The sequence below is a fragment of the Parabacteroides leei genome, from assembly GCF_023369805.1.
Classification (GTDB): domain Bacteria; phylum Bacteroidota; class Bacteroidia; order Bacteroidales; family Tannerellaceae; genus Parabacteroides; species Parabacteroides leei.
Genome location: NZ_JAMBQG010000002.1, coordinates 248,892 through 267,506, shown reverse-complemented (window position 1 = coordinate 267,506; position 18,615 = coordinate 248,892). Strand labels below are relative to the sequence as shown.

At 44.6% G+C, this 18,615-nt stretch carries 18 protein-coding genes; 7 read left to right on the top strand and 11 right to left on the bottom strand.

The features are described from left to right. Positions 1 to 71: 71 nt before the first annotated feature. From M1P97_RS04825 to M1P97_RS04805, 5 genes are all read right to left on the bottom strand, one after another. Entirely contained in the window at positions 72 to 851 is a 780-nt protein-coding gene (locus tag M1P97_RS04825) for a LytR/AlgR family response regulator transcription factor (RefSeq protein WP_195374654.1), read from the bottom strand. After that, on the bottom strand, positions 844 to 1,881 hold the full coding sequence (locus M1P97_RS04820) for a sensor histidine kinase (RefSeq protein WP_195374653.1): 1,038 nt from the start codon (positions 1,879 to 1,881) through the stop codon (positions 844 to 846). The genes M1P97_RS04825 and M1P97_RS04820 overlap by 8 nt, the downstream gene beginning before the upstream one ends. 112 nt (positions 1,882 to 1,993) lie before the next feature. Further along, a complete protein-coding gene (locus M1P97_RS04815; protein WP_249388529.1) occupies positions 1,994 to 2,626 on the bottom strand; it encodes a porin family protein in 633 nt (210 codons plus the stop codon). Between the two features lie 15 nt (positions 2,627 to 2,641). Further along, the gene (locus tag M1P97_RS04810) at positions 2,642 to 3,274 is read right to left on the bottom strand and encodes a DUF4136 domain-containing protein (RefSeq protein ID WP_249388528.1); all 633 of its coding nucleotides are present in this window, start codon (positions 3,272 to 3,274) and stop codon (positions 2,642 to 2,644) included. Between the two features lie 69 nt (positions 3,275 to 3,343). After that, positions 3,344 to 3,505, bottom strand: a complete 162-nt coding sequence (locus tag M1P97_RS04805; protein WP_195374652.1) for a hypothetical protein — start codon at positions 3,503 to 3,505, stop codon at positions 3,344 to 3,346. A 255-nt stretch (positions 3,506 to 3,760) separates the two neighbouring features. On the opposite strand from M1P97_RS04805, the gene M1P97_RS04800 reads away from it, so the two are divergent. The 7 genes from M1P97_RS04800 to M1P97_RS04770 all read left to right on the top strand — a co-directional run bounded on the left by M1P97_RS04800 (position 3,761) and on the right by M1P97_RS04770 (position 11,157). After that, positions 3,761 to 3,961: an HU family DNA-binding protein gene (locus M1P97_RS04800; protein ID WP_195374651.1), complete on the top strand. Its 201-nt coding sequence runs from the start codon at positions 3,761 to 3,763 to the stop codon at positions 3,959 to 3,961. A 30-nt stretch (positions 3,962 to 3,991) separates the two neighbouring features. Then, on the top strand, positions 3,992 to 6,361 hold the full coding sequence (locus tag M1P97_RS04795; RefSeq protein WP_249388527.1) for a TonB-dependent receptor: 2,370 nt from the start codon (positions 3,992 to 3,994) through the stop codon (positions 6,359 to 6,361). A 63-nt stretch (positions 6,362 to 6,424) separates the two neighbouring features. Then, entirely contained in the window at positions 6,425 to 7,507 is a 1,083-nt protein-coding gene (locus M1P97_RS04790) for a sensor histidine kinase (RefSeq protein ID WP_195374649.1), read from the top strand. Then, entirely contained in the window at positions 7,497 to 8,561 is a 1,065-nt protein-coding gene (locus tag M1P97_RS04785) for a sensor histidine kinase (RefSeq protein WP_195374648.1), read from the top strand. Before M1P97_RS04790 ends, M1P97_RS04785 begins: the two co-directional genes overlap by 11 nt. Further along, positions 8,558 to 9,277, top strand: a complete 720-nt coding sequence (locus M1P97_RS04780; protein ID WP_195374647.1) for a LytR/AlgR family response regulator transcription factor — start codon at positions 8,558 to 8,560, stop codon at positions 9,275 to 9,277. Before M1P97_RS04785 ends, M1P97_RS04780 begins: the two co-directional genes overlap by 4 nt. Next, on the top strand, positions 9,264 to 10,022 hold the full coding sequence (trmB, locus tag M1P97_RS04775; protein ID WP_075556041.1) for a tRNA (guanosine(46)-N7)-methyltransferase TrmB: 759 nt from the start codon (positions 9,264 to 9,266) through the stop codon (positions 10,020 to 10,022). The genes M1P97_RS04780 and trmB overlap by 14 nt, the downstream gene beginning before the upstream one ends. 25 nt (positions 10,023 to 10,047) lie before the next feature. Continuing rightward, positions 10,048 to 11,157 carry an Mrp/NBP35 family ATP-binding protein gene (locus tag M1P97_RS04770; RefSeq protein WP_195374646.1) on the top strand — a complete coding sequence of 370 codons (1,110 nt, stop codon included), beginning with the start codon at positions 10,048 to 10,050 and terminating at the stop codon, positions 11,155 to 11,157. Positions 11,158 to 11,258: 101 nt separating this feature from the next. Here M1P97_RS04770 and M1P97_RS04765 read toward each other — a convergent pair whose 3' ends face one another. From M1P97_RS04765 to ftcD, 6 genes are all read right to left on the bottom strand, one after another. Continuing rightward, a complete protein-coding gene (locus M1P97_RS04765; protein WP_249388526.1) occupies positions 11,259 to 12,560 on the bottom strand; it encodes an outer membrane beta-barrel protein in 1,302 nt (433 codons plus the stop codon). Beyond that, positions 12,557 to 13,108 carry an RNA polymerase sigma factor gene (locus M1P97_RS04760; RefSeq protein ID WP_195374644.1) on the bottom strand — a complete coding sequence of 184 codons (552 nt, stop codon included), beginning with the start codon at positions 13,106 to 13,108 and terminating at the stop codon, positions 12,557 to 12,559. Before M1P97_RS04760 ends, M1P97_RS04765 begins: the two co-directional genes overlap by 4 nt. A 1,185-nt stretch (positions 13,109 to 14,293) precedes the next feature. Beyond that, a complete protein-coding gene (gene hutH / locus M1P97_RS04755) occupies positions 14,294 to 15,784 on the bottom strand; it encodes a histidine ammonia-lyase (protein ID WP_195374159.1) in 1,491 nt (496 codons plus the stop codon). A 2-nt stretch (positions 15,785 to 15,786) separates the two neighbouring features. Continuing rightward, the gene (locus M1P97_RS04750) at positions 15,787 to 16,410 is read right to left on the bottom strand and encodes a cyclodeaminase/cyclohydrolase family protein (RefSeq protein ID WP_195374158.1); all 624 of its coding nucleotides are present in this window, start codon (positions 16,408 to 16,410) and stop codon (positions 15,787 to 15,789) included. Between the two features lie 44 nt (positions 16,411 to 16,454). After that, on the bottom strand, positions 16,455 to 17,705 hold the full coding sequence (gene hutI / locus M1P97_RS04745; protein ID WP_249388525.1) for an imidazolonepropionase: 1,251 nt from the start codon (positions 17,703 to 17,705) through the stop codon (positions 16,455 to 16,457). Between the two features lie 3 nt (positions 17,706 to 17,708). Continuing rightward, positions 17,709 to 18,614, bottom strand: a complete 906-nt coding sequence (ftcD, locus tag M1P97_RS04740) for a glutamate formimidoyltransferase (protein ID WP_195374156.1) — start codon at positions 18,612 to 18,614, stop codon at positions 17,709 to 17,711. Position 18,615: the final 1 nt, after the last annotated feature.

The following is an 18,615-nucleotide window of genomic DNA, read 5'->3' as shown; positions in this document are numbered from 1 at the left end:
TGATAGTATCTGCATTAATCCGTGCCCTCCGAAACTGAAACGCAGGTCTTAAAAGAGCCGATAGTTATAGGTTAATAATTCAGCCATGATTTGAACGTACTGATCTTCTCGCGGCTTACAATGATCTTATCTTTAAAAGGAGGGATTACCTTTACAACCACTTTACCAAGGAAATAACTTTCTATTTTCTGGATAGACTGCACGCTTACCACCGTTTGCCGGTTAGTCCGGAAAAAGCGGTCGGGGTCAAGTTGTTCGCACAGTTTATCCAAAGACATATCTATAATGTATTCTTTATTCTGATGGGTAACGGCAAAAGTGATCTTATTCTCCGTGTAGAAATAAGCGATGTCATCCACTTGCAAAGTAAACAACTTGTCTTCTCCCGAAATAAGGAATCGCGTCCTGTATTTCTTTGCCGGGCCGGTTATATTTTGAAGTATCTGTAAAATATCCCCCTGTTTGCCGAAGTCCCTGTAATATTTAGAGACTAGTTTTTCAAACTTCTCCAATGCCTCGTTCAACCGTTCCTTATCGATAGGCTTCAACAAATAATCTATGCTGTTCACTTTGAAGGCACGGATCGCATATTCATCGTAAGCCGTTGTAAATACGATCATACATTCGGGATTTGCCTGTTCGATAAAAGAAAAAGAAACACCGTCTGTCAACTGAATATCCAGGAACAGAATATCCGGATGCGGATTGTTGTTAAACCATTTCACAGCACCTTCCACATTTCCCGGCAATAACAGTATCTCCCATTCGGGACGCAACTCCGTCAGCATCTTATTCAACAGACGGGCTGCCGGAATTTCATCTTCAATAATTGCAGCTCTTATTTTATTCATTCAACAATGGTATTTTAACGGTAAAACAATTCGAATCATTTTCCACGATAATATCCTGATTATTCATCAGTTTATACCGGGAAGACAGATTCCTGAGCCCGGTTCCCGATTTAATGACGTTCTGCTTAATCCGGATCTGATTACTTACCACCAGCATCTTCCCGTCTTCCGTAGTACTCAGATGAATGGTCATCGGCTTATCCGAATTAATTATATTATGCTTGATCACATTCTCGGTCAATAACTGTAAAGTGAAAGACGGTATTTTCTTTTCCAGCAGAGCAGGATCGATCCTGTTATCCACGAAAAGACAATCCCCTAACCGTACCTGATGAAGGAATATGAACGATTTCAAAAAGGTTATCTCCGAACGTAAAGTAACCAGTCCCTCCTGCTGGCTTTGTAAAATATACCGGTAAACATCCGACAACCGCCGGGTAAATACCACGGCATTCTCCGGATTATATTCTATTTCCGAGATCAGCGTATTCAGGTTATTAAAGAGAAAATGCGGATTTACCTGGTTTTGCAAAGCAACATACTGTGCTTTTATCGCACTCTCCTCCAATTTGTTCGCCTTTTCATGAAGAACGATCAGCTGTCTGTAAAAATTAGCAACCATCGTCAGGCTGACAATCACCATCTCCACCAGCCACACCACAAAGATCATCCGTACACCTGCTCCCCTCAACGCAAACGGCGAAGGAATCTCCAATAAAACCTTGACAATAGAAAACAACAGATAATTCAGCAGAAACAAAAGCCCGGCCATCAAAATACAATTAATCAACAATTGATGTTTCCCCCTTACCAGAAATTGATAGCTTCTCTTCTGCCATTCATTGATCAGCATAATACTGAACCCTAACGCATTAAAAACAAATACGACTAACAGGAAAGCCCAGAAAGAGATCAAAAGATTCTGATGCTGCGGAGAGATATCCGAATAAAGCACCATGAAAAAGTAAGAGAAGCAGGCTAACCCTGAAAAAAGGAAGAAATTAAAATAATGATTGTATTTGTTCTGCATAATTTGATGATCTATTGTAAGCACAAATGTAAGGCTTTCAAAGAAATAAAGAGGCTATCTGATATCAATTTTCAGATACCCCCTTTATAAGAAAACATATATCATGAACCTATCAGAAGCAAATACCGACACGGAAGCCCAGATTGTTTTGCCCCTTCATCGAGTAAGTCAGTAAATCCGTCTGGTTTGTGGCGTAACTGTAATACAAGGCCACATGAAAACCGAAACGCTTGTCCGGTACCGGATAAATATTCATTCCCAGTTCAGGTGATACATAGAAACCCCACGGATTCGAATAATAACGGACTGTCGTCATATAACTGGAATTTTCCGCATACATGGCACCCAGTTTCACACCCACATACGGTTTCAGATAATCATTCTGCCCGAAACGGTAAGAAGTCGTCAAACCGAAAGGCAATTGAAAAGCCGATAACTGCTGGTCGGTCGTCAACGATTCGGTCGGTGATAATTGCAAGGTCTGCCGGTCTACATATTTATGATTCGTATGAAAACTAAGGAAGGCTCCCAATGACCAGGAAGGCGTCACATAGTATCCTGCTTCAAAATTCATTCCCCAACCGCTGAACTTATCTGCAAAATCCGTATGGATCGGAGCATTCATCTGCCAGTCTACATTAAAATGCAGCTTATCTTCTATCTGTGCCTGTCCTTTCAAGCAGAAAACAGACAATATCATCAATAATATGAATTGGTTCTTAAAAATGTATCTCATCGTTTTCATAATCTTCCGGTTTTATTATTTATTGATATAAGAGGATTGGGCAAAGGCCTGTTTGACGGCACGCAGTGTCAGTTGCATGTCGATGCGCGAATTATTATACATCAGACCCGAAGCATAAGCATGCCAGATAACCGGCAGATCGACCTTCTTATTCCCATCGGTCGGCTTATCCGTTAAGTCGACCATTTCTGCAACAAATGTGCCGGTGTCATAACTATAGGAAACAGGATACGGATAATACCAGTCATTCCAGAACGGCCCCCAGAAACCGGCTCCCCACCAGCCGTAACCATAGCCATATCCGGGAGAGATGATCTGTGTAGTACTTTGGGCATAAGATAATTGTAAGCCTATATCGGCTTTTTCCTTATCGTCGACCCGGGTATATCCACGTGCATCCATCTCAGTCACTACCTCATTAATGATCTTTTGGGCATTCTCGTCTTTCCAGTATTGGGCCTTCAAACCACTGCCGGCTACCAGAATGCTATCAGGAAGATAATAAGAATTGAATTTGTTGAACTGAACATTGCTATCATAATTCGTATAGACAGCATAATCACTGGACAGCTTATTCAGATCCGGGTCTTTCTCGCAGGAAGAAAATAAAGCTGTTACGGCCAAAGCAAATAAAAACAACTTCTTCATACGTCTTTAAATTTTTAAGTAACAGAATTAAATCTAAACACACAACGAATGTCTTTGAAGTTCATTCGATCATCTATTAACAACCAGTCCGTTCTCTTCAAACATAGGCTTATCCAAAACCTCCGGATTTACTTTTTCTTCTTCCGCGACTGCTTTATTTTCTGCCGGCACCGACTTATAGTCGGCACACTTAAATGAAGCTAATAGCCCCAACAATAATGTGTTTGCCATTTTTCTCAACAATTTTAATCATCCAATCATTCATTTTGATGTAAACTTATTATTTAGATGTATTGTAAACTTATTTTATTTTGCTGAAACGAAACAGGAATTTTCCGAAACGTATTTTTCCGCTACTGAAACGAAGCAAGACCTTGTCGACAGCAATAAGAATTCTATATACGAAAAAAGCACTTCCGTCTACAAACTAAAAAGCACTTTCCTTACCAGATTATCTTCGCAGCATAATCATAAGACAAAAGAGTTATGAACAAAAGAGAAGTCATTTCAGCAGTAGCAAGTCGTTCGGGAGTAGATCCGGAAGATTGCATCAAAGTATTCGATACGTTCGAAGATGTTTTCAGTGAAGAAATAACCCGAAGCAAATGGAAAGGCACGGTATTCGAATACGTCTACGATATCCTGACACGTATCAAAAACAAGAAAAACAGCGGAAGTATTTCGTAATCCTCAGTATCACCCAATTCAATAATTAATATGCATCGTACAATCACTTTTTTATTCCTGCTTATCTGGTCTGTATCCGTAACCGGTGGCTATGCCCAACAAACCGTAGACAACCAACCCGCACAAACTCTACGCGGAACCGTCATCGACAAAGCCTCCGGTCACCCGATGCCGGATGTGACAATTATGCTTCCGGATATGCCCGGGACAGGAACCACCACAGATGAAAAAGGGCAGTTTGTATTATCCGGCATTCCAATAGGAAGACACAATGTACAGGCTACTTATTTAGGTTACGAACCTGGTATATTCAAGGAAGTCCTTGTCACTTCCGCCAAGGAGGTCTATCTGGATATCTCACTGAAAGAGAACGCCCAGGAGCTAAGCGAAGTCGTTATCCGCCCGCAGATAAACAAAGAACAGCCGCTCAATAAGATGGCTGTCACCGGAGCCCGTATGCTCAGTGTGGAAGAAGCCAGCCGTTATGCCGGTGGGCTGGATGATCCGGCACGCCTGGTGAGTTCGTTTGCCGGAGTGGCCGCCAACCTATCAAGCAATGGGATATCCATCCACGGGAATGCCCCTCACCTGCTTCAATGGAGGATGGAAGATGTGGAAATACCCAATCCGAACCATTTTGCCGATATTTCGATATTGGGTGGCGGAATACTCTCTTCGCTCAGTAGCCAAGTATTGGGCAATTCCGACTTTTTCACCGGTGCGTTTCCAGCCGAATACGGGAATGCTGTATCCGGAGTATTCGACATGAAGCTGCGGAACGGAAATAACCGGAAAATGGAAAACACGATCCAGGCAGGTATATTAGGTTTTGATGTTGCTTCGGAAGGTCCCTTAAGCAAAAAGCACCAGGCCTCCTACATTTTCAATTACCGTTATTCCACGACCGGATTACTAAACCGTATCTATCCCGGATTAGATATGGGCGGTAAGCTCGATTACCAGGACCTGAATTTTAAATTCAACTTTCCGACACGCAAAGCCGGTACCTTCTCCGTTTGGGGAACCAGCCTGATCGACAAATATGAAGGAGATTTCGAAGATAACCCGCAGGAATGGGAACATACCCGCGATAACTTCAAGTCGGCAGCCAAACAATATATGGCAGCGGGGGGAGTCGGGCACCGTTATTTCTTTCCGAATGACGCAATGCTGAAAACAACTCTGGCAGCGACCTATTCCGGCATGAACGCTACAGAAGACTCCTATACAGCAGATCATACATTCAAACCCTTCATTTATCAAAAGTACAACAATACAAACCTGATCCTGACCTCCTCTTACAGCAGGAAATTCAGTGCACGGCATACCAACCAGACAGGTTTCACCTATACCCGGATGTTCTACGATATGAGATTGAACCTGGCCCCGTTTGAAGCAGCTCCGTTAAACACCCTGTCCAAAGGGAAAGGGCAAACCGACCTGATCTCCGCTTATACCAGTTCTTCTTTCGGGATAACCAACCAACTATCTATGAACGCAGGTCTGAGCAGCCAGGTGCTGACGCTGAACAATAGCTGGACACTTGAACCACGCCTGGGAATGAAATGGACGCCGACCAGCCGTACCTCATTCGCACTGGCTTACGGCCTGCATAGCCGTATGGAAAAGATGGATGTCTATTTTGTCAATTCCAAAAGTTCCGGTGAGGAATTGGTCAATAAAGACCTCGATTTCACGAAAGCCCATCATCTGATGCTGACATTCGGTTATAAGTTATCCGACAACTTGCTTTTTAAAGTCGAACCGTATGCCCAGTTCCTGTACGATGTTCCGGTTATTGCCGATAGTTCCTATTCCGTCCTCAACCGGAGAGAGTTTTATGTGGAAGAAGCCCTGGTCAACAAGGGAAAAGGACGGAACATCGGAGTAGACATCACACTGGAGAAGTATCTGAGCAAAGGATTATATTATCTGATAACGGCATCTGTTTTTGATTCCAAATACAAAGGTGGAGACGGTGCCTGGCACAATACCCGGTTCAACCGCCGGTATATACTCAATACCTTGATCGGAAAGGAGTGGATGCTAGGAAAAAACAAACAAAATATCCTGAGTGCCAATGCAAAATTCACCCTGCAGGGAGGAGAACGTTATTCTCCCCTCGATACGGAAGCCAGTCTGGCTCATCCGGATAAGGAAGCGCAATATGACGAGACACGCGCCTATTCACAACAATATCCGGTCATGTTCATCGCCAACTTCACCGTCAGCTATAAAATAAATAAAAAGAAAGTCGCGCATGAATTTGCAATCAAAGCACTGAATGTAACGGGTACAAAAGAATATTACGGCTATCATTACAACCTAAAATCCGGTGTGATGGAGCGGAACGGGCAAAGTATTCCTATCAGTAATATCAGTTATAAACTAGAATTTTAACCGTTTTGCAGACTGGTAACAAATAAAATAGTAATTTCGGACACTTAAAGAGGATACCGCTATATGACAGACAACCCTATTAATAAACAAACTTTCCTGTATCGGTTTCTGGTCAGTTCCAGATACAGAATAGCGCGTCATATCCTGTTGCTCGTGGCAGTAGCGGCAGTATCACTCAACCAGAACATCTATACATACGGAACAAGAGTTGAGTTATTGGATAATTATGTTTACCTGGCAGGTTTCAGTACACTGATTTCCTATGTTATAGTCGGTTATCTCCATCTCTATCTGCTTGTACCCGGATTATTGCTAAAAAAGAGGTACCTGACTTATATCATTTATTCCGCCAGTTCCATCTTACTGCTTATATCGATACGGTATGTGCAGGAATACTGGATATTCACTTCATCCGGTATTCCTCCGATCAGAAGTTCTTACTTCAATATAGTCAGTATTCTGGATAGTTTGTCGGACTTCATGCTGAACATGATCTGTATCACCGGTATCTCCATGACCGTGTTACTAAGACATTGGATGACAGAAAACCAGCGGGTAAACCTACTGGAAAAGAAACAGATACAGTCAGAAGTGGATAACCTGAAAGAACAGGTGAATCCATCGTTACTATTCAATACATTAAACCGGACTGCCGTGTTATCGAAAAGCGAACCGGAGAAAGCGGCGGATATGGTGTTACGGTTAAGCCAGTTACTACGTTACCAGCTGTATGACGGGGCACGCGATAAGGTATTATTAAATTCTGAAATCTCTTTTCTTAATAATTACCTGGCATTGGAGAAGTTTTATTCCGATTCGTTCGATTACCGGATTGTATCGGAAACGGAACTGAGGGGAGTGCTTATTCCTCCCCTCCTGCTTGTGCCGATTATTCAGTACGCCTTGAAAAGAACCGGGAAACAAACAAGCCGTCCATCTGTACTCTTGCAGGTAAGCCGGGAAAACCAGCTGATTTCTATCACCTGCCGGTTCGATGATACCGATACACCGGCAATCAAAGAATTGGATGGCTTCACAACACACCTCGACCTTCTTTATCCGGACAATTATTCATTATCCGTTACGCAGGACAAAGAGATGGGAACAAGTACTATTCTATTAAAATTGAATACGCATGGCAAATAATATAGATTATATAGTATCTGATTTCCTGTTAAGTCCACGGAAAAGAATTTACAGGCATCTCCTGTTGCAACTGGTTGTTTTTCTTATCACGATCAATGTATTCTGGGATACGCCGGACAAGCTGATCATTACTCCGGCACGTATCCGTTCATGGATCTGTTATTTCCTGATCATTAATATGCTCATTTATGCAAATGCTTATGTATTGGTGCCACGGTTTCTACTCAAAGGGCATCTACTTCTCTACCTGACCACGGCACTTACTCTGATTCTTGTATCGATTGTGATATTAGGGTCTCTCCAAACACTTTTCGAAGATACACGGTTCGAGAATCTGCCTACCAGCCAGTCGGTAATCTGGTTAAATATCCTGTCATCAACGATATCCAGTGGTTTGTTGGTTGCCGGTTCTTCTGCTATGATGCTCTTTAAACATTGGATCAGCAACAACCAGCGTGTCGGTGAACTGGAAGCCGCCACCCTGCAATCGGAACTGAAATTCCTGAAAAGCCAGATCAATCCGCACTTCCTGTTCAATATGCTGAACAATGTATATGTATTGATCAGGAAAGGACGTGACGAAGCTGCAGATGTGTTGTTCAAATTGGAAGACCTGTTGCGTTACCAGTTCAACGACAGTGCCCAAGACAGGATACAACTCAGTTCTGACATTCGTTTTATGAGTGATTTCCTGAACCTGGAGAAGATTCGCCGGGATAAGTTCAATTATACCATCGCCAAAGAGGGCGATATCAACGGTGTATGGCTACCACCTCTGTTGTTTATCCCTTTTGTAGAAAATGCAGTCAAACATAATACGGACGGGGAGAATGCTTCGTTTGTATATCTTTCTTTCAATGTGCAGGATAACCGGTTGACCTTCCGGTGTGAAAACTCGAAGCCTGCCGAAGAGGAAGAAAAAGACAACCGTATCGGCGGACTGGGACTGAAAAACATCAGGCGACGATTGGATTTACTGTATCCCGACCGCCATTCGCTAGAAATCATAGAAGATAAACAAAGTTACACCGTTAATTTACACCTGGACTTATGAACTGTATCATCGTAGACGACGAACCTCTGGCCCGTGAAGCGGTAGAGATGCTGATAAATGAAACCGGAGGACTGACACTGGCCGGTAGTTTCAATAATGCCACTTCGGCTGCCCGGTTTATCAAAGAACACCCGATCGACCTGATATTTCTGGATATCCGCATGCCCAAAGTGACCGGACTGGACTTCGCCCGTACCATTCCTAAAAGCACACTTGTTATATTCACAACCGCTTATGCTGAGTATGCAATCGACAGTTACGAAGTGGATGCCGTCGATTACCTGGTAAAACCGATTATCTTCGATAGGTTCCAGAAAGCGGTAGAGAAAGCCAAATCATATCATGCGCTTCTACTTACGGAAGAAAAGGAAAACATAGAGAACGTCCAAAGCGAGTTCATGTTTGTCAAGTCCGAACGTCGTTTCTTCAAAGTCAATTTTAAGGATATATTGTTCATCGAGGGGTTAAAAGATTATGTAATCATTCAACTTCCCGACCAGCGCATCATCACCAAAACCAGCATGAAAGCGATACACGAACTACTTCCCAAAGTATTCCTGCGGGTAAACCGTTCTTACATCGTCAACACCCAACAAATAGCCTCTTTCGACAATAACGATATCTACATCGACAAATACGAAATAGCCATCGGCAACAATTACCGCGATATCTTCTTTGATGAATTTGTATTATCTTTGCACCATGGGAAAAAATAAGTTAGCAAAGTTTGACGATATGGCGGAATATCCGCATGTTTTCCAGTATCCGTTTGCCGTTCTGCAAGAGAAAGGATTCGAGTTGAAAGGACACTGGCACAAGGAGTTTTTCAAGAATGACAATCCGATCGTGCTTGAATTGGGTTGCGGTAAAGGTGAATATACAGTGGGACTGGCACGGTTGTTTCCCGATAAGAACTTTATCGGCGTAGACATCAAAGGTGCACGCATGTGGACCGGAGCCAAAGACTCTTACGAATCGGGAATGACCAATGTTGCTTTCCTCCGGACCAGCATCGAACTGATCTCCCATTTCTTCGCAGCCGGTGAGGTTGCCGAAATATGGCTTACCTTCCCCGATCCGCAGATGAAAAAAGTAAACAAGCGCCTGACATCCACCCGCTTCATGAAAATGTACCGCGAAATACTGTCCGGCGACGGCATTATCCACCTCAAGACCGACAGCAATTTCATGTATACGTACACCTGCGAAATGGTGAAAGCCAACAAATATCCCGTATTGTTCAGTCACAACGATCTGTATCATTCGGATCTGGTAGACGATATCCTGTCTATCAAAACCTATTATGAACAGCAATGGCTCGATCGCGGACTGAACATCAAATACATCAAGTTTGTTTGTGAGGAAAGAGATGAACTGATCGAACCGGATGTTGAGATCGAACTCGATCCCTACCGCAGTTTCAACCGGAGCAAGCGCAGCGCACTGGCTTCCGGCAAATAAGACAACCAATTATACAATCTATATTATGGCAATATATCCTAAGCTAATCATGGACGCACTAGCTAAAGTGCGTTACCCGGGGACAGGGAAAGACCTTGTCGAAATGGGCATGGTAGAAGACAACATACGGATCGACGGCAATAAGGTAAGCTTCTCACTCCTTTTCGAGAAACCTAACGATCCGTTTATCAAATCAGTCGTAAAGGCTGCCGAAACAGCTATCCTTACCTATGTGGGTGAAGAGGTCGACATCAAAGGAAACATCGAAGTGCTGGCACGTCAGGCAGCGCGTCCCGAACCGGACAAACTGCTTCCGCAGGTAAAAAATATCATTGCCGTATCTTCCGGAAAGGGAGGTGTAGGTAAAAGTACGGTTGCCGCCAACCTGGCTGTGGCGCTGGCCGGTCTCGGTTATAAGGTAGGTTTGCTGGATGCCGATATTTTCGGCCCTTCACAGCCTAAGATGTTCAATGTAGAGGATGCCCGTCCTTATATGGAAGAGGTTGACGGACGCGATTTGATCCAGCCGGCAGAGAACTACGGAGTCAAACTGCTGTCGATCGGTTTCTTCGTGAATAAAGAAGATGCCGTTCTATGGCGCGGTGCTATGGCAAGCAACGCTTTGAAGCAGCTGATCGGCGATGCCAACTGGGGCGACCTCGATTATTTCCTGATCGACCTGCCACCGGGAACAAGTGATATTCACCTGACAATGGTGCAGACACTGGCTATCACCGGTGCTATCGTTGTCAGCACACCGCAGGAAGTTGCCCTGGCGGATGCCCGTAAAGGTATCAGCATGTTTACCGGCGAAAAGATAAATGTTCCTGTCTTGGGATTGGTTGAAAACATGGCCTGGTTCACCCCCGCCGAACTCCCGGAAAACAAATATTACCTGTTCGGTAAAGAAGGAGCCAAACGCCTGGCAGAAGAACTGAATATTCCCCTGTTAGGACAAATACCTATTGTACAAAGTATCTGTGAAGGAGGCGACAACGGTACACCTGTTGCCCTAAACCCCGATACGATCACCGGAGCCGCTTTCCGCGACCTGGCAGAAAACGTAGTCGAACAGATCAATTACCGCAATGCAAACATGGCTCCTACACAACGAGTTAATGTCAGTAAAAGTTGACAGTGGACAGATGACAGTCAACTGAAAAAGAAAGAGCAGGGCTCCCCGTCGGAAACCCTGCTCATCTTTTTCCCTGTACAGGAAATCATCATCACATCTCATCAAAATGAAAGTCTAACTCCGAATTGTACCGATGCACAGAGTGGCTGCTCTTTCCGGATCGTCTCAACCACACTCTTATCATCGAAATAATAGGCGATACCGGGTTCGGCATAGATACTAACGGGTTTAGATATGTCATATTGTACACCCAATGAAGCTAAAGCGGACAACTGTATCTTGTTTATATCAAGGTCAGTTTTACTCTTACGTTCACGAACGTTATTCAGGTAATAATTCGTATTCAGACTACCGTCCACACACATCTCCGCCATTCCTCCGGCAGAAGCGTAAACCGACAAACGGTCTTTCTTCCACAAGGTGTAATTCACCTTCAAAGGAATCCCCAGATAATGCAGGCGCTGCTCCTGCGAAAAGAAGTCTACTTCACCGGCCGACAGTTCCGACGAAAGGAAGGTATAAACCAACCCGCTTTCCACCGAAAACTTGTCATTAATCTTCTTCTTCACCGAAAGTCCTGCCGAAAGCGGGAACTTGTGTTTTACCTTCGTCCCTGCGGGCTTCTGGTAGTTGGCTGCAGCTATCTGTTCAAACATGGAATAGTCACCCGGATCCCGGAAGTTCGATGCATTCGAAGCCACATTCTTCATATAATCTTCAAAAGTTCCCGAACCCGGGTTATTATTCACACTTACATCAGAACGCGTTGCCGAACCATTCAACATCTGTAATCCTCCCGTAGCAGAAGAATGACGATCAAACATATTTCCGGCATATAAACCGAATGTCCATCCTTTGCCCGATGCAGATTCCTTCTTCGGCAAAGTCTCATAACTCTTCTCAGGAACATAGTCGTACTGACCGCTACGTTCCACAACCGAACGGCTGTTCGAATTATTCACCACGACATCCCCTTCTTCCACCTCTGCTTGGAAATAAGCAGAGATAGACATATAAATTTCAGATACCGTTTCTGTCAGTCCCGGTAATACCGGTTCTTTCTTTTGCACGGTAGCCACCAGTTGTTTTGCTGCCGGTTGCGGTTTCACTTCCTCCACCGGCACAAAAGCCGGAGTAGGCATGCCACTTCCCTGCTCAGCAGGAAGAACGATATCCGACAAGACCGGTTCTATCTCTTTATCTATCCCCATAAAGTAAAGAGCCGAACCTAAAACTGCCAAAAAAGACACTGCTGCCGCCAACCAACGATAAGGGAAGCGACGGACATGTGGAGTAGCAGAAAACGCTGCTTCGAGCTTTTCCCAGCCATCCTCCGGCAACGGCAGCTGAAAATCAACTTCCCGTATCCGGTATTCCTGTATTAATTTATCTTCCATTTTCATTTTCCGGCTTCTTTCTGAATGTAATCGTTTACTTTCTTTACCAGCATTGCTTTTGCCCGACACAGTTGCGACGACGATGATCGTTCGTTGATATGTAAGAGCTCGGCAATCTCTTTATGACTTCGTTCTTCAAATGTATATAAGTTAAACACGGTGCGGTACCCTGTCGGTAACTCCTGGACGAATTGCATCAGAACCGACGTCGGGATCTGTTCGATCTCCTCCGGAGGCTCCTCCTCTGTTTCAGCAATCATATCAAGGGGGACTATTTGTTTGAGTACATCCTTCTTTCGAAGATACTCCAGTGCTGTATTCACAAAAATACGGCTCATCCACGCTTTCAGACTCCCTTCCCCACGATACGTAAAACTTGAGAAGGAGGAGAAGACTTTCAGAAATCCGTCATGCAACAGATCATACGCCACGTCCATACCTCCTGTATACCGGTAACAAATGTTTAACATTTGTTTGGCATAAGTATCGTAGAGTTCTTTACGGGCTGCATTTGCACCCCGCATACACTGCCTTATCAGTTCTTCTTCACCCATCAACGCCGCGCGTGTTTATTATATAAATGTAATGACTGCGGGAATACTGCATGCGACTTCAATTTTTTTTTTGCAAAGAACCGAAATAAAGTGGACATTTCCTCTGATACAGAAAGAAAAAAAGGTACAGAGACATCTTTTCAGTCTCCGTACCTTCTAATCTCAAAACAAAAGTTCTCACTGAAAAAGGTTCATTCCTTCATCGGAGGGCCCATCAATTCCTTTCCTTGTTATATATTTCACACGCAGTATTGTATCCGTATATTTACAAGATAAAAAGGGTCATCGACTTATGTTGATTACCCTTTTTTAATATGTGTTCGATATGAATAATCCAAAATTATTTGAATTACCTTTTATTGAGTCGAGATAGCTCACCTTTTGACAGATATGAGCTATCATTGAAGCTATCCCCTTATCAAAGAGACTCCGCCATTACAGGTTCATTTGCCGTCTGCTTTAGCTGACGGATTACAAGTTGTTTCTCCTTCTTTGGCTTTAGCCACATTTCTCTGTAAATAAAGAGACTGTTTAAAATGGAACTAAAGTCCAGAGAAATAGATCATTTACTGATCCGTCAGTTAAAACTGACGGCAAATAAACCTGTAACTGGGTTTGTCTTATTTATGACTGATAGCTGATGGACAGACAGGGGCATTTTCCTATATTATTGACTCAGTTATTTCTACATCCGAGCGCGAAGCCCAATTATTAATTGAAAAGGTTTCACCTTTTTCTATACCCCATGTAGTTTTTATAGAAAAACCATTCACCTTTTAATAATAAATGTCCCCCAGGTATCAGTAATAAGTATCATTTTCCTTATTACCCATTAATACCGAACCTACTACTAACTAAACCTTTTGTTATTACTTATAAACCAAACCGTCTTCGTCATTAAGCTTTGCGACGATGGTCGTTAAGGGAATAGGAGATAATGTAAGACTTAATCACTCAGGACTTATAACTTAGTACCCGGTTGTATAAGTAGTAATAACAAGTAATCTGAAAAAACAAAGGTGAAGGGTTAAAGCCAACCATTCACCTTTACAATCAACCATTCACCCGTTCTATAAACAATTACACTCTGTTTTACAACTAATTACAAGCAGCGAGTGAAAGGTGAAGGGTTTGAATGCCATTTTCACTATGTAAAGTGGAACCAGAAAACAGATTCAATCCTTATTACATCGGATGCCTTCGCAGGAAAGCGACCGTACGGTGGATTTCGGTGTACATAACGATGTCATCCTCAATAAAAGGGACTTCTTTGCGGAAGTCTTTCAGGAACTTTTCGAGGATGGGAGACGTTTTAGCCGGACGACGGAACTCTATCCCCTGGGCGGCATTCATTAACTCGATGGCCAGGATCAGATCGAGGTTATCCATGATCTTGAAGAGTTTGGTGGCGGCATTCGCTCCCATACTGACATGATCTTCCTGTCCGTTGCTGGATACGATCGAGTCGCTGCTGGCGGCATAGCAATACATTTTGTTCTGGCTAACCATGCTGGCGGCAGCATACTGGGGAATCATAAAACCGGAGTTCAGTCCGGGGTTGGCTACGAGGAATTCAGGCAAACCACGAAGTCCCATGATAAGCTGTGCCACACGCCGTTCGGAGATATTACCCAACTCGGCAAGGGCAATAGCCAGGAAGTCATAAGAGATCGCCAGGGGTTGCCCGTGGAAGTTACCACCGGAGATAATCTTATCTTCGTCAGGGAAAATAGTCGGGTTGTCCGTTACCGAATTGATCTCGGTAAGCAGTACGCCGGACACATAGTTGATGGCATCCTTTGTCGCACCGTGTACCTGTGGGATACAGCGGAAAGAATACGGGTCTTGCACATGTTCCTTTTTGCGGTTTATCAGTTCGCTTCCTTCCAGAAACTCCCGGAAAGCTTTACCTGTCTCTATCTGTCCCGGGTGAGGGCGTATCTGCTGGATACAATCCATGAAAGGATCGATACGTCCGTCAAAAGCCTCCAAAGACAAAGCGGCAATCATATCGGCCCTCCGCGAGAGTCGGAAAGCACGCATCAGGGCAAAGACACCGTTGGCACTCATAAATTGCGTGCCATTCAGTAAGGCTAGTCCTTCTTTGCTTTTCAAGCGAACAGGTTTCCAGGCAAACTCATCCAGTACACTGATGGCTTCCCGCTTCTTTCCTTTATAATACACATCCCCCACGCCGATAAGCGGAAGGAAGAGATTGGCCAACGGGGCCAGATCGCCGGAAGCACCCAGTGAACCACGGTCGTAAACGATCGGCAGGACATCGTTATTGAAGAAGTCGAGAATACGCTGCACCGTAATGACCTGCACCCCGCTATGTCCCAACGACAAAGCATGCGCCTTCAGGAGCATCATCAACCGGACGATAACCGGGCTTACTTCGTCGCCTACACTACAAGCATGACTCTTTACCAGATTCTCCTGCAGGGTACTGAGCTCGTCGGGCGAGATATTTTTGTTGCACAACGAACCAAAGCCGGTAGTAATGCCGTAGAGCGGGCCGTCCTGCTGCTCGATCTTCCGATCCAGGTAATCGCGGCAATTCCGGATACGGTCACGCACCTCCGGTGTCAGTTCCAGTTTCATATTCTGCGTAAGTATCTGCTCTATACTTTCGAAAGTAAGAGGTTCAGAACCTACATAATAGACATTGCTCATAGTTATAAGATTGTTTTAACCCAGTTAAGCAGCTTAGTCTCGATACGGATTGCTTCAGACTCCAGATAGTCGGCTTTTACTTTCATTCGTTCCACAAAAACTTCATCCTTAATCGAACCCAAGTTAATACGGACATTCAGTAAAGCCCCCAGCACACAGGTACGGGCCGTCATCATAGCAACACAGGCATCAGTAACAGCATTTCGGTTACCTTTATGTGCTACGTAGATAATTGTTTCCATCACGGATGCCACCTCTTCGGCGACTTGCATGGGAACCATTGCCGCTTCTTTTGTTGCATCCTGAATTGTACGGCTACGTTCAGCAATCTGTTCTTCCGTTTCTTTCGGAAGTTTGAAAGCTGCAAATACACGGTCGTAAGCCTCACTGTCACGGTCGATGTCGCGTATCAGACGTTCACGGATAAGAGCCGCTTCCGTAGCTATCGTTTTCATCTGTCCTTCTACATCGGCATATTTCTTTTTCCCGATAGTCAGGTTCGCGACCATTTCCGTCAAGGCAGTAGCAATAGCTCCGTTCAGGGCAGAGATACTTCCACCGCCAGGAACTGGTGCGTTACCGGCGGTTTCGGCCAAAAAGTCTTTAATTGTCAAGTCTACCAGCATAGTATAATAATATTTAAGGTGTTAAACAATGAATAACATACTTCTCAGATCATATAAATAATACCGTCCTTGATAACTGTATCCACAATATTCATTCCTACATTGTAAGGCAGGAACTTATAAGAAGGATATTTCAATAAAACCAGGTCGGCTTTCTTTCCTACGTCAATACTACCAATCTTATTTGCACGTCCCAGAGCGGCCGCTCCATTAATAGTCAGTGCTGTAACCGCTTCTTCCACCGTCAGTTTCATCTGAATACAGGCCAAAGCAAACAGCATGGGGATAGAGCAGGAGAAACTGCTGCCGGGATTATAATCGGATGCCAGAGCCACGGCACAACCGGCATCTATCATCTCTCGTCCGCGGGCAAACGGTTCGTTCAGCGAGAAAGCGGTAAGCGGAAGCAAGGTAGCGATCACCCCACTACGTGCCATCCGTTTGATACCTTCGTCCGAGACATGTAGAAGATGGTCGGCACTGACCACTTTCAAACGGGCAGCCAGTTCGGCACCTCCCAGGGATACGATCTCGTCGGCATGCATCTTTAGCTTGAAACGCTGGCTTCTTGCTGCACGCAACAGGCGTTCGCTTTGCTTCAGGGAAAAGACTCCTTGTTCGCAAAAGACATCACAAAAGGTAACAGTTCTTTCCAGACGAAGCTCCGGCAATACCTGCTCGATCATATAGGTGATATAGTCGTCTGTCTGGTGGGTATACTCGGGAGGAGTGGCATGAGCACCCAAATAGGTGGAAACCACGTCTACCGGATGTTCTTCGTTCAGGTCGGCCATAACGCGCAGTTGCCTTAATTCCGTTTCGAAATCAAGACCGTATCCGCTTTTTCCTTCAACTGTCGTAACCCCCATATCAAGCATCTCGTCGAGCCGCTCGTAACCGATGCTCCACAATTGCTCGAAGTCGCAATCGCGGGTAGCATTGACCGTATTGGCTATACCGCCGCCCCGTTCCATGATCGACATATAACTATCCCCTTTCAACCGCCAGGAAAACTCTTCTTCCCGGTAACCTCCGAAAATAAAATGAGTATGACTATCCACGAAGCCGGGAAGAAGTGCCCGGCCACTGGCATCAATCTCAAGGTATTCCTCCACATCGACCTGTCGTAAAATATCTTTGGTTGGTCCGACATGTGTGATTATACCGCCGGATACGACTACCGCTCCATCTTCAATCACATGCAGGTCGGACATTTCCGAACCTTTCTTTGCTTGAAAACCGGAGCAGGTAACGACCTGCGATGCATTTCTTATCAGTAATTTATCTCCTTTCATGTTTTATTCCATTATTCTGGCTTCTAACACCTGGTTCATCGAAAAGTTCTCCAACCCCAGGTAAAAAGATGCCGTATCGATCAATGCTTCCATCGGAACCAATCCGATTATCTCACTTCCAACCACCGGCACTCCATAACGCCGTGCTTCCACCTTGACCAGTTCGAATGCACGGTACAGGGCCGTACGTGTATAATCGGTCATGTTTATGGATACCTGTGTGATTCCGCGCTCTTTCAGCTCTACTCCCATAGCTTTGCAATAACGCAGGCCACCGCCTATAAAACGGATCTTCTTCGCGATATCGCTGGCTATTTCCAGATTTGCCGTACCGAGATTCACATTATAAGCTACCAGTGGCATGCGTGCGCCTACAGCAACGGCTCCAGCTGTCGGGTGGCGTTCGGCCGGACCAAAGTCCGGTTGCCATTCCGGCAATTTAATCTTATCCGCCATTCCTTCAAACTCACCTTTCCTGACAGCTGCCAGGTTTTCACGGTAAGGGGCCGAAGCCGACTTTTCATAAAGGAATACAGGCACATCATACAAAGTTGCGATCTGTTCGCCTACCTCCTTCGATAAACCGACTGCTTCCTCCATCGTACATCCTTTTATAGGAATAAACGGTACGACATCGACAGCTCCCATCCTCGGATGCTGTCCGGTGTGACAAGTCAGATCTATCAATGCTACAGCCTGTCCCACAGCTTCCAGCAAAGCAGCTTTCAATGCCCCGGGTTCACCGACCACGGTTACCACCAAACGGTTATGATCTTCATCATTACTATAATCTAACAATTTTACTCCCTGTCTGGCTCTGAATGGCTCTACTATTTTTTCTATCTTTCCCAAATCTCTTCCTTCACTAAAATTGGGAACACATTCCATTATCTTACTCCAACTACTCATA

Bases quoted from the DNA above. Each gene is read 5' to 3' on its own strand.
- M1P97_RS04825 (WP_195374654.1), bottom strand. From the start codon at position 851: ATGAATAAAATAAGAGCTGCAATTATTGAAGATGAAATTCCGGCAGCC.
- M1P97_RS04820 (WP_195374653.1), bottom strand. From the start codon at position 1,881: ATGCAGAACAAATACAATCATTATTTTAATTTCTTCCTTTTTTCAGGG.
- M1P97_RS04815 (WP_249388529.1), bottom strand. From the start codon at position 2,626: ATGAAAACGATGAGATACATTTTTAAGAACCAATTCATATTATTGATG.
- M1P97_RS04810 (WP_249388528.1), bottom strand. From the start codon at position 3,274: ATGAAGAAGTTGTTTTTATTTGCTTTGGCCGTAACAGCTTTATTTTCT.
- M1P97_RS04805 (WP_195374652.1), bottom strand. From the start codon at position 3,505: ATGGCAAACACATTATTGTTGGGGCTATTAGCTTCATTTAAGTGTGCC.
- M1P97_RS04800 (WP_195374651.1), top strand. From the start codon at position 3,761: ATGAACAAAAGAGAAGTCATTTCAGCAGTAGCAAGTCGTTCGGGAGTA.
- M1P97_RS04795 (WP_249388527.1), top strand. From the start codon at position 3,992: ATGCATCGTACAATCACTTTTTTATTCCTGCTTATCTGGTCTGTATCC.
- M1P97_RS04790 (WP_195374649.1), top strand. From the start codon at position 6,425: ATGACAGACAACCCTATTAATAAACAAACTTTCCTGTATCGGTTTCTG.
- M1P97_RS04785 (WP_195374648.1), top strand. From the start codon at position 7,497: ATGGCAAATAATATAGATTATATAGTATCTGATTTCCTGTTAAGTCCA.
- M1P97_RS04780 (WP_195374647.1), top strand. From the start codon at position 8,558: ATGAACTGTATCATCGTAGACGACGAACCTCTGGCCCGTGAAGCGGTA.
- trmB (WP_075556041.1), top strand. From the start codon at position 9,264: ATGGGAAAAAATAAGTTAGCAAAGTTTGACGATATGGCGGAATATCCG.
- M1P97_RS04770 (WP_195374646.1), top strand. From the start codon at position 10,048: ATGGCAATATATCCTAAGCTAATCATGGACGCACTAGCTAAAGTGCGT.
- M1P97_RS04765 (WP_249388526.1), bottom strand. From the start codon at position 12,560: ATGAAAATGGAAGATAAATTAATACAGGAATACCGGATACGGGAAGTT.
- M1P97_RS04760 (WP_195374644.1), bottom strand. From the start codon at position 13,108: ATGGGTGAAGAAGAACTGATAAGGCAGTGTATGCGGGGTGCAAATGCA.
- hutH (WP_195374159.1), bottom strand. From the start codon at position 15,784: ATGAGCAATGTCTATTATGTAGGTTCTGAACCTCTTACTTTCGAAAGT.
- M1P97_RS04750 (WP_195374158.1), bottom strand. From the start codon at position 16,410: ATGCTGGTAGACTTGACAATTAAAGACTTTTTGGCCGAAACCGCCGGT.
- hutI (WP_249388525.1), bottom strand. From the start codon at position 17,705: ATGAAAGGAGATAAATTACTGATAAGAAATGCATCGCAGGTCGTTACC.
- ftcD (WP_195374156.1), bottom strand. From the start codon at position 18,614: ATGAGTAGTTGGAGTAAGATAATGGAATGTGTTCCCAATTTTAGTGAA.